This window comes from Stenotrophomonas sp. TWI809 (genome assembly GCF_039673205.1).
Classification (GTDB): domain Bacteria; phylum Pseudomonadota; class Gammaproteobacteria; order Xanthomonadales; family Xanthomonadaceae; genus Stenotrophomonas.
Map to the genome: position 1 here is coordinate 227999 of NZ_JBDJLE010000002.1, position 17405 is coordinate 245403.

Consider the following 17405-nt stretch of genomic DNA (forward strand, 5'->3'; position numbering starts at 1 on the left):
CTCGCAAGCGCAGCCGATGCTGGCGACACCAGTGCGGCTCTTTCCCGCGAGGCGCATGAGAGGGTGTATCTCCACTCTGTTCTCCCTGCCGCAGGGTTGGCAAGAGCGTATTCACTGTGTTCCGCTCAGTATTTTTACTGGTGCCAAGGGTTAAGCTCGGTGGCCTAGCTGGTCCGAGCTATTTTTCGTCGATCTGATCCACGACGTTCTACCCTTCGGTCCGAAGAAAAACTACCCCGAGAGCCTCGGCTTTACGCACGAGCTCAATAGTCCCGTGCACACCCAGCTCTTGCATCATCGCGTATTTGTGTGATTCGACCGTTCGGACCGAGAGTCCCAATTTATGCGCAATCTGCTTGGCACGAAGCCCGAGCGCTAGAAGCTCGAGCACACGCAGCTGCTTATCTGTCGGGATGTATTGCGTCGTGGATCCATGAATGATGGCCTGCGCGGCAACGCTTGCCGATACATATGTATTTCCGTTCAAGACCTCTTTAATGGCAAAGATCAGTTCCTCTCCGGCGGCGCTCTTGAGCACGAAGCCCCGTGCCCCCGCGCGGATGGCCCCGGCAGCCAGAGACGGCTCATCGTGCATGGTCAGGAACACGAAGGGAACTCTGCAGCCTCGCTCCAGAATCTCTTTCATTGCGTCGATTCCGCTAATGCCGGGCATGCTAATGTCTGCGACCACCACGTCTGGCGGGTCGCGCTCGACCGTCTCGATCAGCTTTTCCCCGTCGGATACCAACACAATTGATTCAAAGGAATTCATCAGCAGCCGCTCGATCCCCTGGGCCACCAAAGTGTGGTCATCTGCCAGCACCACACTTCTACCCCGACAGCGGGGTTTCTCAAGGAGAGCGAGATCCATGCATTTCACTCCTTCGACAATGGTGTTCGGGATTGCATGGATAAATGCCACTTCGAAGGCGCGGCTTATCCTTGCTCAGGAATCTGGATATTGGCTACGGAGCGGGTGAGGGCCTTGTGATTTAATCCATCGGGCGGCAACTTCCAGCCGTGCTCACGGAACAGATGTCTCGTTCTGTGATGCTTGCACGCTTCAGATGTGACAGGCGTGCGCGAATAAGGTGATGTGGCGATGTGGCGATGTGGCGATGTGGCGATGTGGCGCAGAGGTGGCCACTTCCAGCGCCTTCCCCATGGACAGATTGGCCCGCATGAAAGATCAAGGAGACGCCGTCAAGCAGTCCTCGCTGCATTTTGCTGTCCGGCTTCCTGCGGGACTTGCCCCGTCCAGAGCAGCGTTACTATTTCAATGGGGTGGCTTCCCAACAGAAGGCGGCTGGAAAAGTCCCTGACACATGCGAGCCGGTGAAGCGCTTCGCCCCGTCGCCAGCCCTTCCATGTCAGAGCCGTTCGGTCTTCGCTGGCGTAGACCTTGGCCTGCAACACTACTGTTGCTGGTAAACAGTCATACTGAGTTTGCGTCGCGCGACTGAATCCAGAGCCGGATACAGGCATGGGACGACATCTCACTCCCAGGAAATGCAGCTGCGCAATCACTTTAAGTCGACGATGACGACGGACGTCCTTCTATAAGCGGCTTCTGCTTCTGGCCGAAAGCGGACGCGAGGACGCAAGCCATATCTGAAAGTCACTTGGAGCGATAAGGACGCAGAACGCTCGATTCAAGTCGATGCCCCCACACTCGGGCTGAAAAGCGAAGTCACCCGCAATCTCCTTCACTACCTTCGCTCCTCATGGCGTACGTAGGAGAAACATGGACTGATACACGATAGATGCTGATCGAACAATCTGCCGGGTAGTCGCACTGTTCGCCGGCAACGATCGTTGAATCGCTCCATGCACCTGCTGCGGTGTGAGGCCCTCCTTAAGCTGTCGCACGGACTGATGAAAGGCAGCATTCACGCGATGGGGTGGAACGTCCCGATACAGCGTACGTTGCATGCGCAGCTGGGCGGAATAGCGGGCAACCTGACCGGGAAAACATTTGCTGTCGTAGCCACGAATCCCGCAAGTGCGAGCCAACTCCTGCATTGAGGGCAGGAGGCAAGCCGTGTCTGAAATCAACGCCTCGATTGTCTTGGAGAATGCTATCCACGCATCGGGAAGATTTGCGCGTCCAAGTGGGATGTCGACGGAATAGTGAACCCCTGGCAGCAGCGCAGATGCGCACTCTGCTGGTCTGAGCAACATGTCCAGCACAGAGACACACTGTCTCGCTGCCGCCCTGAGAAGGTCCCCCAAGTCTACTCGCCCAATGTTTGGTCGCAATCTCAATGTCGGAACATTGGCGTCGCGCCATACCATGTAGCGAACGAAATCCTCTCTATGCGTCTTGAGTGGCCGGTAACGTTGGTTCTTGGCCTCGCCAACATCGTCCACGGCTTGGACAAACGCTAACAGCCTGGATCTTTCCAGAACCCGAGCGGGGTCATCGGCGGTCCATTGGATTAGCTCTTCGACGCAGTGGTTTGTCCATTTCTCAGCACGGTTTGGAGGATCGAAGCGTGCGCCGACGGTGAGTGAGCCCTTGCATCCTGGACACACTAAGATGTTCACAGCTCTGAACCCAGAACTGCCGCAGTGTGGACAGGTGTTTTCAATTCTCGCTCCGTGCGTGGCACAGTGAGAGTACGCAGCGAAGCGCCAGATCAAACGCGAATATGGAAAATCATCTTCCTGGACGCTATCGACTAGACATCTTGGACACCACGATGCACCCTTGCAAAGCGTCGCTGACTTCCCTGAGACAAGCTCACCGATTCCTAGGAGCGTTCCCCCTAGAAGTGACTGACCGGTTAATCGTTCCAGCGCTTTCGCTCGCCTGCGCACTACAGGACCGGAGCCGGATAGCCTCGAGCAATCGTTGTAAGTGCCTGGCTCAGACCCTGATGCAGCATCGAGAAGAGCGATAAACGATGACCAAGGAACTGCGCACAGGGTCGTTAGTCGCAGGCAGTAGCTACTGAGGGACTCAGTGCCGGAGGTCCCAGCCCCAATGAGCTTTAGGGGTGGAAGCTTCGTCCAGTTTGGAATGTGAACTGTCATGCGCCGGCCGCACCGTCAGCGCTAGGCTCAATGTTCAAGTAGTCGGCTAGTGACGTTGTAGGCTTTGAGCTCGCAAGACGATTGAAATGATCGATGTCTCGCCAGAACGAGCTGTGGTTCTTTGGTGTGCCTGAAGCCGATTTGAGGTGGTCAGAAGTCAGCTTCGAGCATCCAGCTCTGCACCTCAGCTCATTTGCACGTCGGAGATATCTTACAGTTGGGCCGAATATTCCTCCTCCATTCAATGCAACCAGCTCCAGGTTGTCCTGAAGCAGAGTGGGATGGGATAACGGAAAGCCTGCGCCGATTGCCTTTACCAACGTCGCGTAGCCTACTAGGTCCTGCTGCATCTTCAGGTTGTACGGTCGCATGTAGACGATGTCCGAGCGGTTGAAGATTTCCTGAGCATCTTCATAGAGGGGAGAGGCCTCATGCGTACCGAACATGACCGCCGCGCAGCCGATCTCCTCGATGAGGGCCATGATTCCAAGCATGTAGTTGCGAGCACTCTGCGTCCTTGTGACTCGACAGATATTTGCGACTTCGTCGATGACTATGTACTTTAGGCCGCGAACCTTCGCCATTCTTTCAAAGGAGAGTCGGAGCTCTCTCTCCGCTCGACGCGATCGAACGTCTTGCCAGAAATGAGAGGACGCGCGTTCTTCAGCAGACTCGTCAAACCTGTGGGGACTGCCAAGATGGGAGTCAGGCTCTAGCCAACCTATCTCAGGTTCTGTGATCTCCTGATGGAGCCTCAAGGCAAAATCCTTGGGGTTGAACTTGTCGCCTTGGTTCAGGACAGCTCTTACTGAGATCAAGGGGATGCTGCCGATAGGCCAGTGCTTAGGTCGGCCTGCAAGCGATGGCATAAGACGACGTCGCAGCTCACTCTTGCCTGACCACGACGGGGCAACAAGCCATACGAACTCCCCGGGCCTCGCGCGTGCAATGGAGCCAAGCATCTCGCGCTCAGCTGTCACGAACCGTTCGTGTGGAATGAAGGGAAGTGACTCGTTACAGAGCAGATTGACCAACGGAAACTCAATGCTCATCGCGACTACCTTCGGTGACCAGGTCAGGAAGAGCACTGAAGTCAATCTTCAGACCGCCATCCGCTTTGAGCGGCTTTGATTTCCTAAGAGGAGGCGCACTGTTCTCACCCTTCCTTTGCTCTGCATCCAAAGAGCGCTGTCTTGCATTAGCCGCGCTGGTCCTTTCGTAGTTCTGCCTTTGGATGTCTTCCTTCCTAATCACCGTTTCCGGGCGAAGGAACTGATCCCACATTGCCTCGAACAATCGATCTTCAGGCGTGTAGTGGCCGATCTTGGTAACCTCAGAACACCACGCTTTGTAGCGCCTGGCGGTCGTCTGAATCCATACGAATGTTGTATCTTCTGGGTCCCGACGCGCCTCCAGAATCTTCTCAGAGGCTAGGCGGCTACAGAGTTCTGAATTTGTGTAGTTTCTTCCGCAGAAGCGGAATCCGCGCGTTGTCTCATAAGACGTTGACTTAAGCTTCACAGCGGTGCGGAAAAGCAGGTCGTCGTTCAAGACGATGGGGAGGCCTGAGTTAGGTGCCAAGCGGATGAGTTCTTCCATGCGCTCACCAGATCCGCAGTGATCTGCGCCAGGGAGCCGTGGGAGCAGGCCGTACAGGAGCTCATTGATCTCGGACTCGGTGGTCGAGAACTCCATTCGAGCGGTCGAGCGGCTCTTGAACTTTCCGTCGACGCTTCTTCCGGCCTGATCGGGCTTCGTGCTGCCGATCAACCGATGACTCACCATCGCATTGATCTGGCCTTGGATGGTCTCGCACTCAGAGTTATATCGGCTTCCGCCAGTCGGCGCCGTAAGAAATGTTACTCCAGGTATCTGGCAGACCTCACATCGGACGGACTTTAGGTCAGAGCCCCGATCGATCAGTATTGAATGAGGGAGCTTCTGGTGCTTTCGAACATAGTTCCGCAAGAGTATGAGAATTCCATCCCGCCTGGCTGGACCGAAGACAAACGCGTGCGCCATGACGTGTCCAGAAGCTTCGTCGCGTCCGCAATAGAGCAGCGGGCACTGGTCCTCCATGCCTTCTTGTCCTTGGATGAATGTTCTGTGGTCGATCTTTGTCGCATCAACGTGAAGCACGGAATGTACGGCCAGTGCGGATCCCGATCTTACGCGCGCGTCAGAGCGAGGCTTATTTGCCTGATATCGACGCTTTCCGCCAACCGCAAGATCGCGAACCGCTCGGGACGTGTTCTTCACTCGGCTTAGGAGCGCCTTATAACCGGGCGCAACTATGCCGAGCTTTTCACACTGGCCGACGAGCTCTCGATGTAGATCAGACTTGCTCGTCACCAAGCCACCTAGCCAGTGGGACTTGATTGTTTTGTTGAGAACCTCCGTTTGGGTGGACGTGAGGCGGCTTGACCTGTTCCCGGAGTTTGCATATTTGGTAAGCGCTTCTTGCAGCGGATTTCGCCCCTCCGCGCGTGCGGCCCTAACTTTCCTTTCCAGAGCCCGCATGCGGCGAGGCAAGGGCTCTCCACTTGCGATGACTCGGTCGAGCTTCTTGAGTCTTGCAACCGCTTTTTCCACGTCGGTTGAACTGGCGAGTGACATTGGATCGCTCGCGTCCAGATAGAGAGCGTCGATGCCTTTACTGAACTCCACACCGATGGCCAGCGCCTGTTCCGGATTAAGGCTAAGGTAGAAGTTCCGTACGTCTATGAGAGGCACATGTTCTATCGGGCCGAAAAGAAGCTTATCGGCGAGCAGGGCGGCGGCAATTCCGGCATTGAACCAAGCTATCTCTACCATCAACGTTGAGATGCTTTTAGGCCCTGCGGTGAGTCGCTTCTGGACTTCTATGAATCCCTCGCGGCGGGCGAGTGATAGCTCCTCATCCCAGCTCTGATAGATGAACTGCAGGTTCCGGAGGTAGCGGCTGTTGTATGGGGAGGTGGCCCGCACGACGTACGTAATTCCATGCGACTCCGCCCATCGCTCATACGCCAGGTTACGGTAATGGCTGCCATCCCGAATCCACTCATCTGGCTTCTTCTTAACCAGCGAATCAAGCTTGGTGATCGACTTGCACTCGACCACCTCAACATTCGACCTCCGAATCACGAAGAAATCTGCGTGTGCGGTGCTTATGTGGCGTCCTCGTCGTATGCCGTGACACCTGACTTGGCAGACATACGAAATTACGTCGGGGTCCAGCTCAAGCTCTAAGGCATATGTCTGCTCAACTGTGTGGCTTTCGAGCCGGCGTATTGCGCGACACTTCTTGGAACTGAAATCGACAATCACATTGTCTAGTGCATAGGCGCCGACGGTTCGCCCGGCACCATGGCCGTACAGGTCAAACGCGAATGCCCGGTCTTCTAAAGAAAGATCCAAGGTTCTTAGGTGGTTTTGCAGTTCATCTGGCGTCATCTAGGCCTCCCTTGGCTGGGCGAGGGCAATACCTCACCCTCCCGGCCGCGCGGGTACTTGAAAGAAGTACGGGACGGGGGTAGATTCAGCTCAGCGGATCCAAACGCTAGCTGCACACAAGCCCCGGCCTGCAAGCCGGGGTTTGTTGTTTCTACCCTAGTGGTTGAACTCAGCTCATCGCATGGGTGCTCTCCTGTACGGTCGCTGCGGAAATGAGGGCGAGCAGGTTATTGGGTCCTGCTTCTTGAGGCCACGAAGAGCCAGCGGGCGAGGGCTTGTGAAGGGACTACGCGACCTCGACGGCCGGGCATATGCACCACGTCAACGCCTAGGCGGCCTTGGACGGCGGCACGCCTTGCTGCCTCGAGACTGCGGAAGCCCAGGGCCTGCCAAGCATCGGCAATACGTACGTAGAGTCCAAACTCATCCACGATCGTCCCTAGCAGTTCATCCTCGGACTGGGATTGAAGTGCTGCTCTTGGTAGTGAAAGGGTGCTCATGCCACCGAAACATACGGAATCCACGGTCCGTTGCAAGCGATCTGGGTTCGGCAGGCCATTAGGAGCCATAAATGGTTATGGGCTCCATCAAATCAAAGGCTTACGCGTAACAGCCGACGCCTTCGGGATGGCGCCTTTTGTGGCCTTACTTTGCAGATTGCGCGGACAGCTTCCCTGCCGGCGAGAAGTGGTGGGGCCAGTCCATTACGTGTGCTAGGTGTCCACAGAAGCTTGGGCGGCTCAGTCCTATGGATGAGTACTAGCGATTGGCCAGATAGCGAGCTAGCCAACGCTTGCGCTAATAGCGCCCGTCGATCAGGTGCCCGCGATCGTCTTCGTACTCCTCAGCTTCATTGCCGGCAGCCTCAGCCGCTTGCAAAGCGGCTTCCTGTGCTTGTTTATCGGCGTACTCCTGGCGATTCTCGACGAAGGCTTCGCATCCTTCGATGAAGGGCTGAGAGTTGCCGCCACACTCCGACGTGTCAGAGATGTCGTTTGCCTGTGCCCACGCAAAGCCGGCTTCATGACCTGAGCAATCTTGCGTGCAAGTATAGTTGCCGCTGTCTTCTATGGCGTAAGGATCAACACTGCTGAGATCAGCCCCCGTACCTTCACTGTCGGCCCCGTACTCTTCGTATGTCGCTTGCGTTGCATCCTCTGCCGCGGCAGCTGCCACCTCTGCATCAGCTTCGTAATCGTTGTAGTCGCCGTGGCGTCCGCAGGCGGTGAGAAGCACGTAGGTGGCAAGCATTACTTGAAGCCGGCTCACACTTGCTCCCTTGTTCACTTGTGAATGAAAGAAGCCGAAATGGGGGCATTGATCGAGAGCACTTGGCACGAGCTGAGCCAAAGGCGCGCGGTCAACTCGACTTCAACAACAGTGAGAATAGGTTGGATGTCACACCAGCCCCCCGTCAGTTACGGTGAAACTGTTGGGGTAGACAGGCAAGAGTGATGTCGCCACGGGAGCGAGACGAGAGCATGTCTGCTGCACCTCTCATGACTACCTCAGCTCTTCGTATACCTGATGGGCCGACCGCACTCGAGCCAGTGTCTCAGCCCACCTTTCAGGATGTATTGGCGACAGTGCGATTCGCTCAACATCGGTCCAGAGTTCATGAACCGCACGACGGACCATAGAAAGATTTTTTACATAAGACAGTGCAAGAAGTTCAACCTCTGCGTAGCCCTCTTTGACGCAGGCAGAGAGCTTCGAAGCACTTGCCGCGGACTCGCCATCGTCATTGGCAGTCCTCCGCCTAGCTCTGATTAACTGCTCCGGAAGGCCAAAGATGAATGAAAGGTCGGGAACTACCCTCAAGGCAAATATCCGCGAGCATTTACATTTGCCAGCACTACTAGCTCCGATGGCCTGCGAAACTTCCATCTCTACAAATGACCTACCCTCCATCCACATGAGCAACAACTCTTGAAGCCGGGGTATAGCCCACTGCCCTTTTTCTCGGTCTGAGCTAAATCGCGCGTAGTCTCTTTCAAAGAGGCCTTCAAGATTTCCCTTCCTCACTAGCTGCGGGACCAGAGAGGGGTCTTCTGCAAGCCAGTCAAAGACCCATTCGGTCCACTCTCTCACATTGGCGAAATCACCTGGGCAGTTCCTCTGCATACGAGCCTCCAAGCCCCTGATGACAGTGGGCTCAACTCCCGTTGAAGCCGCCAACTTGTCTATCCAGTCTGGATTCTGCTCAGCCCCGAATTCGTCTCGGAACCTAGCTACTACCTCGGAGCTTACGTCCACCCAGTCTTGGCCTCCTTGGGCACTTGCTGAGAAGGCTCCCATCGTTCTTCCAAGGTACTCGCGAACGGCAGATCTAGAAGACTCGCGATCAAAGGAAATCGGGAGTCGTCGAAGCATGTATCGGGCGGTTTCATCCAACTCGTCTGTGGATGCATGCATCCGGTCAAGCACTCGAGCAAGCGGATCCTCAACTGCCAAACACTGGTCGCTTTGAGAGAACACCTCCCTAAGCTGATTCCAGTAACGACTGATAGTGTTGGACTCACCGTCGAAACGCATAACCCTACCAGGGATAACTAGGACGAAGCCAAATGAATTTTCCCCCGCCCGCCCGGCCCTGCCCGCTGCATTCAGCAGCTCATGAGCCTCCAGAGTCCCCATTCGCTCCGAGTCGGCGTCGAATCTCTGATCACTGGATATGATCACGACTTGGCTTGGTAGATTCATCCCTTGTGCTAGGGTTGAGGTCGCTACGACGACATCAACCCCATCGGGCCGCCTGTAAAGTGATTCGTGAAGGGCCCTCTCCTGCGGAAGTAACAGGCCATGATGCGTAAGGGCCCGACTTCTCAGATCGTGTCCGTCGCCAACGTCAGCATACAGAGCACTACGTTCGCCCAGCTCGGTGAGTGCCGCGTCAAAATTTTGCCGCTCAGACTGGTTCAGTGAAATCGTTCGTACTGGGAGCGCATCTGAAACCTTCCTCGCGATACTGGCTGCCCAAAGGATGGTTTGGGTAAAGACCAGCGTCTTCAAGGTCTCGCTTGCAGAACGTGTGGCTGCACCGATGGCAATTTCTGCCGCAACTTCGGTGGAGTTCGGGGTAAGGTACCAGTCCGACGTGCGTGTGCCCGCCGCACCCAGCTTGACATTTCGGTCTAGCAGCGGAACGAGGAGGTAATCACTTATATGGTTGGTCATCCACGTTTGCTGAAGGCCCATAAAGCCGTAGGGTTTAACCTGCAATTGGCGTCTTACTGAGACAGGAGGCGCCGCCGTCCTTCTGGCCCTCGCTGCAGCAGCTAACACAGCCTGGCTCGACGCGACCTCGGCAGCTTGGTAAAGCACGACACCGCGTACCTGCCGAGTGGGCTTCCAGTTCAAATCCAGTGCAAGGCATGGCCTGCTGGTTAGGTTTTCAACCCATGCTGCCACTTGCGAAGCATTGCTGACCATTGCGGACATCAACAGAAGATCTGCAGAAGGAGCCGCAAGCGTGAAGTTCAGTAGACAAACCATTGCATCGATGGATCTCCTGTCACGGCCAACTCCGGCAGAGTGGATGAGGTGGAATTCGTCGAACGTCAGAAGACCAACTTCAGCGAACGCGGCGGGCTCGTATCCGAGGAGTGCCAAGCAACGCTCAGGGGTCATCACTGAAATTTCAGGAAGTCCCTCGTTGACGATGTCTTCAACAGAATCTGAACTCCGTTCCTTCTGAATTTCTCCAGATGGGAAAGCCGCCCCCAAAGAACGGGCGACCTGATCTACCAAAGCAAGCGTGGGCGCAAGGAACACCACCTTCCGATTCGCCAGCAGCGTACTTGCGATCTTTAGCTCAGATAGAGTGGATTTGCCTGCGCCGGTTGGGAAGCTGACTACGGATGAAACTCCATTATCAAGATAACCTCTACTAACTGCCTGTAGATGGTTCTTCCAGAGATAGGGTCTACTACCTGCAATCAACCCCATTTTCTCGCGCCACCTGTCTTCTGGAACTCCTGATGGCGGCTTGATCGATACGAGCGAGGACGCTCGGAGTTCTGTTCCTGCCGCCAAGAGCAAAGATGCCAGATGAAATGGCCCTGGGTAAGTACTTTCAGAGACTACAGGCCGGTTGGAGAGATTGGTCGATTCTGTTTTTCGAATGGATAGCTCGGCCACACGTGAAAAAATCTCATTGCTGCTCCTGACCGGCTCCGGCCTTCCCATCAGCTCGCTCGAAAGAAGTCTGACCCCGTCAAGTATCATGCCGTAGAGAGCAGTGGCACCCAGGCCAATGCTAGGCGAAGGGCTCTCCATCCAACTGCTTGTCGAGTTGCTACCGGTAGCCACTGTCGCAAGATCGCCTCTGATGAGGCGTCGAAGTGCGTCGATGAGCGACGAACTTACACTCCCGGAGCTTTCAGGCGGAGCCATCGTCTTCGTCATTTCCACCGCGTCCGCATGAGACTGCGCAATTAGAAACAGCAGCGAAGAGGAAATGCCCGCCGGTATCGCGTCCAGCCTAAGCTCCCAGCTGGCAGATGCTTCAGCAGAGAGTGCCTCTGCTTGAAAAACCACATGATGCGCGGTCCCTGCGACAAACGCCGCTGACCTCCTGATATCAGACTCTGGGGCCAGAGAAACCAGCGACTCTTGTACGAATGCAAGCCTTCGCATCTCGTCAATTAGGCTGTCGATGCCGTGATCAGCCTCTTCACCACTACGAAGCCTTATTCGTGCGGCAACGATCCTTGTGTAAGCAGCGGTTAGCTCCTTCGCCAAATCCCGGGACTCAAGCCCCTGAAGGCTGGGGGCGGATGCTATTAGATCCAGGGTCTCTCGATCAAACACTCTTCACCCCGGAATCAAGAATGGCGACTACTTTCTCGGCTAGCTCCTGCATCCATCCTCGCAGGTCGGCGACATGAAAGATGTCCCCTCTACGTCGGCTCATGTCGCCTTTGACAACTTCGTCATAGTCCATAAAGAGTGAACTCAGACCTCGCGGCGATGCATGATAGTCTCCAACCGTGATGGATGCCTTGAACACCCTGGCTTCTCTCCAGATGATGCTCTTAACTGCATCGGTGGCGTTTGGATAGCCAGAACTCTTGAGTAGGGAAACCACTTCTGCAGCAATCATGTTCTGACGGGACCCAGACTCCAGTTCGCGAAATTCTGGCCAGACCTCATCACGGATCACATCCCGGGGATTATCTGTCGCCTTGTCCTCGAAGATTACGACATGGCTAATTCCATTCTCACCTGCCTCAACTTGCAGGCCGTCCAGCCCTTTGTGGGCAAGAATCATGTGTGGTGTTCGGATAGCTGAGTTTGCATTGAGGCGATGCGCGCATATCCACGACATGACTTGGAACAACCAGCCATCGCGGTGGTAAGGGTTATCTGCGCTGGCCGTGACGAGTTTAATGGCTTCCGATCTGGCGATACCGTCTGCTTCCACTTGCGGAACTCCGGAGGCCTTTAGGATCTCTGCCAAATGATCCGCTTGACCTAAGGCGACCATGGCAATCTGAACTGCCAAGAGGTCTGCATCCGGGACTGACCACTCATTGCCGTCGCAGAGCGAAGCCACGGTATACGGTCTCGTTTCAATTGCCATCTCCAGCTGCCCCCAATTCAGCTTCCGTGTCTATAGCTTCTTCACAAGACGTATACCACACACTCACAGTGATGCACGCCCTGTAGCAATCTGGTGACTGTGTTACTAGCCTTACAGAGGGGACCCGCCGGATGTCGAAAAAAGTCTTGTGAATCAATCGATTGAATGGAGCGGCCCTTCACGCTTACCCTTTGGGTGCCAAATAGATCGATATTTGGACGGTTCGCAACCATCTAGCACGTCCCGCAATCCTTGGGCGACTTCATCAAACTTCCCAACTCCCAGCATCAGACAGCGACCTCGATTGGGCGGTGGCTATCTGTCATCTGCGCATAGTCTGTGCATTTGCTGCCGGATGCACGAACTATGCGTCAATCGCCTTTAAAATCAATGGCCTATGGAGTCGTGTGCCAAGCTATGTACTCAGCTGTGAGCATAGTCAGTGCATAAATCTCTCCGAAACGTCGCAACTATTGCTCTAGGTGGCGTCCAAACTATGGGGAGATGGCTATCTGCTATGCACGCGCGCACTGCATCGCGACGATGACGGTGCATCGCCGGCGCAGAAAAATGAGAAACGCGCCCGCTATCGGGCGTCTGGGATCAGCGTTCGCCGTCGCGCAGGTAATCGAACAACTCGGCGTCGCCTTTCAGACCGAGCTTCAACATCGCATCGCCTTTCTGGCGGCTGATGGTGCTCACGCTCTTGTGCAGATGGATGGCGATCTCTTTGACCGTCATGCCGCTGCCGAGCAGACGCAGCACTTCCACTTCGCGCGGTGACAGGGGACGGGCTTCGCCTTCCTCGACACTCTCCGTGCCGATTGCGTCAATGCGTTCCTTCAGCGACAGGCTGACGTAGGACATGCCACGCTGCACCGTCTGGATCGCCAGCGGCAGTTCGTCCATCGACGAGGTCTTGTCGACCAGCCCCAGCACGCCGGTAGCGACGACCATGCGCAGGATCGCCAGATTGTTGGACACGCTGAGCATCAGCACCGGCAGCTCGGGAAAACGACGGCGGATCATGGCGATCATCGCGAAGCCATCGGCCTGCGCGCCGCCGGGCATGGAGTAGTCGGTGACCAGGACATCGCACTCGTGGTCGCCCAGTGCGGTCATCAGCTCGGCCACGGTGCTGGCCTCGGCCACCACCTGGCCAACGCCGCTGGATTCGATCACGGCCTTCGTGCCGATCCGTACGACTGGATGGTCATCGGCAATGATAATGCGCAGGGTCATGGACTAGTATTGCCTGTGAGGCAGCCGTCGGGCCGTGCCGGGATGGGAACGTCATTCTACGGAGATCAGGCAGCATGCGTACCCACGTCGTTCGCTGGCTGGTTCTGTTCGTGCTCGCGATGGCGATGGGCATGCAGGCATCCGCTGCTTCATCGCCTCCCTTGCCCGCCCACCAGAGCGAGTGGCTTGACAGGCACCCTACCATCATCCTGGGTATGTACGACAGCGGCTGGCCGCCATTCGAGTCCATGCGCGACGGCACGCCGGTCGGCCTCGGCTACGATTATCTCAGCCTGCTGACCCGGCAGTTGGGGGTGCAGGTGCAGGTGCGGATGTATCGCGACTGGACCGACGTCCTGGAGGCGGCATGTCGGGGCGAAGTCGATGTGGTGATGAACATCACCCTCACCGCTGATCGCACGCGCTGCATGGTCTACACCCGCCCCTATGCCCATGCGCCACTGGCGCTGGTGGGCCGCCCCGGCGAAACCCGGGCATCGTCTGATCCTGACCTGCGCGGCCTGCGCGTGGTCACCGAGCGCGAGTTCGTCACCAGCGACGAAGTGCGCGCGCGCTTTCCCGAAGCCCGGCGCGTGACCGCGGCCAGCACCGCCGCCGCATTGGCCATGGTCGGCAGGGGCGAGGCCGATGTCTACATCGGCAACGCTTATGTGGCCACGACCCTGATCGCCGAGCGACGGCTGACCGATGTCAGCCTGCTGCGCCCCAGCGACCTGCCACCGGAGCGGCTGCATTTCGGTGTGCCCAACGCCAAGCAGCCCTTGGCTGAAGCGCTGGACATGGGCCTGGCCGCGCTCGCCGAGAGCGAGCGCGAGCGCCTGGAACGGCGCTGGCTCCCGACGCCGCGATGGTCGGTGCAGTCGCAGGTGATCCTGGGCAGCGCGGAGCGGCGTGTCCTGGAAACGCCGCTGCGCCTTGCTTTCGCGCCGAACGCGGCACCGCTGGCCTTCATCGACAGTGCCGACCGGCCCAGCGGTGTCTCGGCCGAGTACCTGCGCCTGCTGCGCACGGTGGGGGCGCAGCTCACGCGGGTGCCGGCGCACGACTGGTTCGATGTGCGCGAGCAGCTGCGCCGTGGCGAGGTCGACGCGATCATGGGCATCCCCAACGATTCGAACTACCTGGGCGACGGCTGGGTGTTCAGCCAGCCCTTCATCACCGTTCCCAACGTCGTGGTGACAGCCAGTGGCAGTGCATCGGTGCTGGGCGTGCCCGATCTGGATGGCCGCAGCATCCTGCTGTCCGATCCGGAGCGGTTGCGCGGGTATGTCCTGCAGCAGGCCCCCAATGCGCGCATCGTGCCCGCGCGCAGCGCCGAACTGGCGCTGGCACGGCTGGCCAAGGGAGACGCCGATGCCTACATCGGCAACCTGGCCGTCATCGATCGGATCGTGCGTGATCACTATCCCGCGCAGCTGCAGGTGGCAGCGCCGGCGGGATTCAGCGATCGCCTGTCGTTGGCGGTCAAACGCCAGTATGCGCCGCTGGCCACCACATTCGACCGCCTGCTGTTGAACATGAGCGCGCGCGAGCACGAAGCGATCCGCAGCGACTGGTTGTCGGCCGAGTACCGCAGCGATCTGGACTGGCGCAGGATCGCGCGCTGGGCGGTGCCGCTGGCCCTGGTGCTGCTGACCGCACTGCTCGTCCATGGGTGGGGCCACTGGCGCCTGCGCCGTGAAGTGACGATGCGCCGCCGTGCCGAGCAGCGCCTGGCCGACGTCACCGACAACCTGCCGGCGATCGTCTACCAGGGCCGTCGCGAACGGGATGGCCGGCTGTCGCTGCCGTATATCGCCGGTGACACCGAAGCGCTGTTCGGGCTCACCGCGGCCGAGGCGATGGCCGATGAAAGCGCGCTGATGGCGCGCATCGACGAGCGTGATCGCGCCAGTGTGCGCCAGGCCATGGAAAGCGCCGCGCGTGACTTCGCCCCGTTGGACATGGAATTCCGTACCCGCCCAAGTGGCATGCTGCGCTGGGTACGTTCGCGCGCGCTGCCCTACGACGCCGAGGACGGGGTGCTGCTGTGGAGCGGCTATTGGATCGATGTGACCGATGCGCGCGCCCAGGCCGACGCGCTGGCGCTGGCCAAGGCGGCCGCCGAGCGCGCCACCGCCGCCAAATCCGAATTCCTGGCCACGATGAGCCACGAGATCCGCACGCCGATGTCCGGCGTGCTGGGCATGGTGGAGGTGCTCTCGCATACCTCGCTGGATGGCGAGCAGCGCCGCATCATCAGCGTGATCGAGGACTCGGCGCAGATGCTGCGGCAGATCCTCGATGACCTGCTGGACTACTCCAAGATCGAGGCCGGCGCGCTGTCGCTGCAACCGCATCCGGTCGCGCTGCGCGCATTGCTTGGCAATGTGCAGCAGCTGCTTGCCCCACAGGCGGTGGCCAAGGGACTGGACCTGCAGATCCAGATCGACGACGCGCTCGCGGCCATGCACCTGATCGATGGCATGCGCCTGCGGCAGATCGCATTCAACCTGCTCAGCAATGCCATCAAGTTCACGCGTGCCGGCGAGGTCGGCATCGCGCTGGCGGTGCTCGACGCTGAGGCCGACGGCGCGCAGCGGCTGCGCCTGACCGTTCGCGATACAGGCATCGGCATTTCGCCCGAGCAGCGCGAACGGCTGTTCGCGCCGTTCGTACAGGCCGACGCGGCGACCAGCCGCCAGTACGGTGGCACCGGGCTGGGGCTGAGCATCTGCCAGCGCCTGGTGGCGATGATGCATGGCACGCTGACGCTGCACAGCGTGCCCGGTGAGGGCACGCGCGTGGAGGTGCTGCTGACCGTACCGGTGGTGCCGGTGGACGAACAGCCCGGCGCCGCGGAAGAACACACGCAGGCGGTGCCGTTGCCGGCCGCAGTGCAGCAGCGGCGCATCCTGATCGTGGAGGACCATCCCACCAACCAGGCGCTGATGGGGTGGCGCATGCAACAGCTGGGCCTGCCACACGTGCTGGCCGAGAACGGCGAACAGGCACTGGCGCTGCTGGCGCGTACCCGTTTCGACCTGGTCCTTACCGACTGCCGGATGCCGGTCATGGACGGCTATGCCATGACCCGCCGCATCCGCGAGCAGGAGCGCGACCGCGGCAGCGCCCGGCTGCCGGTGATCGCGCTGACCGCCAGCGCGATGGAGGACGATCTGCAGCGCTGCCGCGAGGCCGGCATGGACGATCTGCTGGCCAAGCCGGTCGCACTGGGCGCCTTGCGCCAGGCACTGGTGCAGTGGCTGCCGGACGGGGATCGCCCGCCGTCCGGCGCGGTGCAGGCATCGGGTACGGATGACGCGCCGCCGGACCGGGCCGCGCTCGTGCGCCGGTTTGGTTCGGAGCACGTGGCTGGCGTGCTGATCGAGAGCCTGTGCACGGCCTCGGCCGAGGATCTGGTGAAGCTGCAGGCAGCCCTGGATGCGCAGGCCGGGCCCGCGCTGGTGAATGTGCTGCACCGGCTGGTGGGGGCCGTGGCAACGCTGGGGGCCGATGCGCTGGCGCTACAGGCGCGCAGCCTGATGGAACGCGTCGACGACGAAGGCGTGGCGGCGCACGCCGAGGCGGTCAGCGCATTCGATGCGGCGTTGCGCGCTTATCTGGTGCAGCTGCAGGCGTCCTGACCGGCGCCCTGCCGATCATCGCTGCTGCTGCAGGTATTCGATCACCTGCCGCCGGCGCTCCGGGTCGGCGGTGGTGTTGACCATGCGGGTGCCCGGCACCACGTGGGTCGGCGAGCGCAGGAACGCATCCAGGGTCTGCTCGTTCCAGGTCAGCCCGGCCTCGCGCATGGCGGTGGAGTACGGGTAGCCGGTGACACTGCCGGCGCGCCGGCCGATCACGCCGTGCAGGTTCGGGCCAAAGCGGTGCACACCCCCGGGGCTGACCGTGTGGCAGCCGGCGCAGATCGCGAACGCGCGCTGCAGATCCTGCTGATGGGCCTGCTCCGGCGTTTGCGGGGTGCGCGAACACGCTGCCAGCAGCAGGCAGGCCAGTAACGCCAATGTCGATCGGAAAGCAGGGGCCATGGCGCAACGGTCAGGTCCAACAGGACGCTCAGGATAGCGAGCGCGGTGGCGCCTGC

Annotated in this window: 9 protein-coding genes; 1 reads left to right on the top strand and 8 read right to left on the bottom strand. The window is 58.9% G+C overall.

Annotated features, from left to right (window positions below; genetic code table 11):
• Positions 1-208: 208 nt before the first annotated feature.
• The 7 genes from ABE472_RS02725 to ABE472_RS02755 all read right to left on the bottom strand — a co-directional run bounded on the left by ABE472_RS02725 (position 209) and on the right by ABE472_RS02755 (position 13297).
• Positions 209-871, bottom strand: a complete 663-nt coding sequence (locus tag ABE472_RS02725; RefSeq protein WP_346465377.1) for a response regulator transcription factor — start codon at positions 869-871, stop codon at positions 209-211.
• 2161 nt (positions 872-3032) lie between these two features.
• A complete protein-coding gene (locus ABE472_RS02730) occupies positions 3033-4088 on the bottom strand; it encodes a hypothetical protein (protein ID WP_346465379.1) in 1056 nt (351 codons plus the stop codon).
• Positions 4078-6471, bottom strand: coding sequence for a hypothetical protein (locus tag ABE472_RS02735; RefSeq protein ID WP_346465381.1), 2394 nt, complete (start codon positions 6469-6471; stop codon positions 4078-4080). Before ABE472_RS02735 ends, ABE472_RS02730 begins: the two co-directional genes overlap by 11 nt.
• Positions 6472-7269: 798 nt before the next feature.
• The gene (locus tag ABE472_RS02740; protein WP_346465383.1) at positions 7270-7722 is read right to left on the bottom strand and encodes a hypothetical protein; all 453 of its coding nucleotides are present in this window, start codon (positions 7720-7722) and stop codon (positions 7270-7272) included.
• A gap of 252 nt (positions 7723-7974) precedes the next feature.
• Positions 7975-11283 carry a DEAD/DEAH box helicase gene (locus ABE472_RS02745; protein ID WP_346465385.1) on the bottom strand — a complete coding sequence of 1103 codons (3309 nt, stop codon included), beginning with the start codon at positions 11281-11283 and terminating at the stop codon, positions 7975-7977.
• A complete protein-coding gene (locus tag ABE472_RS02750; protein WP_346465387.1) occupies positions 11276-12055 on the bottom strand; it encodes a hypothetical protein in 780 nt (259 codons plus the stop codon). Before ABE472_RS02750 ends, ABE472_RS02745 begins: the two co-directional genes overlap by 8 nt.
• Before the next feature lie 603 nt (positions 12056-12658).
• On the bottom strand, positions 12659-13297 hold the full coding sequence (locus ABE472_RS02755; RefSeq protein ID WP_313212641.1) for a response regulator transcription factor: 639 nt from the start codon (positions 13295-13297) through the stop codon (positions 12659-12661).
• Positions 13298-13371: 74 nt separating this feature from the next.
• On the opposite strand from ABE472_RS02755, the gene ABE472_RS02760 reads away from it, so the two are divergent.
• Positions 13372-16944, top strand: coding sequence for a transporter substrate-binding domain-containing protein (locus ABE472_RS02760; protein ID WP_346465389.1), 3573 nt, complete (start codon positions 13372-13374; stop codon positions 16942-16944).
• A 15-nt stretch (positions 16945-16959) separates the two neighbouring features.
• Here ABE472_RS02760 and ABE472_RS02765 read toward each other — a convergent pair whose 3' ends face one another.
• Positions 16960-17349: a c-type cytochrome gene (locus ABE472_RS02765; protein WP_313212639.1), complete on the bottom strand. Its 390-nt coding sequence runs from the start codon at positions 17347-17349 to the stop codon at positions 16960-16962.
• Positions 17350-17405: the final 56 nt, after the last annotated feature.

Excerpts from the sequence above, each read along its gene's own strand:
- ABE472_RS02750 (WP_346465387.1), bottom strand. The coding sequence starts at position 12,055 with ATGGCAATTGAAACGAGACCGTATACCGTGGCTTCGCTCTGCGACGGC.
- ABE472_RS02740 (WP_346465383.1), bottom strand. The coding sequence starts at position 7,722 with ATGCTTGCCACCTACGTGCTTCTCACCGCCTGCGGACGCCACGGCGAC.
- ABE472_RS02760 (WP_346465389.1), top strand. The coding sequence starts at position 13,372 with ATGCGTACCCACGTCGTTCGCTGGCTGGTTCTGTTCGTGCTCGCGATG.
- ABE472_RS02755 (WP_313212641.1), bottom strand. The coding sequence starts at position 13,297 with ATGACCCTGCGCATTATCATTGCCGATGACCATCCAGTCGTACGGATC.
- ABE472_RS02765 (WP_313212639.1), bottom strand. The coding sequence starts at position 17,349 with ATGGCCCCTGCTTTCCGATCGACATTGGCGTTACTGGCCTGCCTGCTG.
- ABE472_RS02735 (WP_346465381.1), bottom strand. The coding sequence starts at position 6,471 with ATGACGCCAGATGAACTGCAAAACCACCTAAGAACCTTGGATCTTTCT.
- ABE472_RS02730 (WP_346465379.1), bottom strand. The coding sequence starts at position 4,088 with ATGAGCATTGAGTTTCCGTTGGTCAATCTGCTCTGTAACGAGTCACTT.
- ABE472_RS02725 (WP_346465377.1), bottom strand. The coding sequence starts at position 871 with ATGGATCTCGCTCTCCTTGAGAAACCCCGCTGTCGGGGTAGAAGTGTG.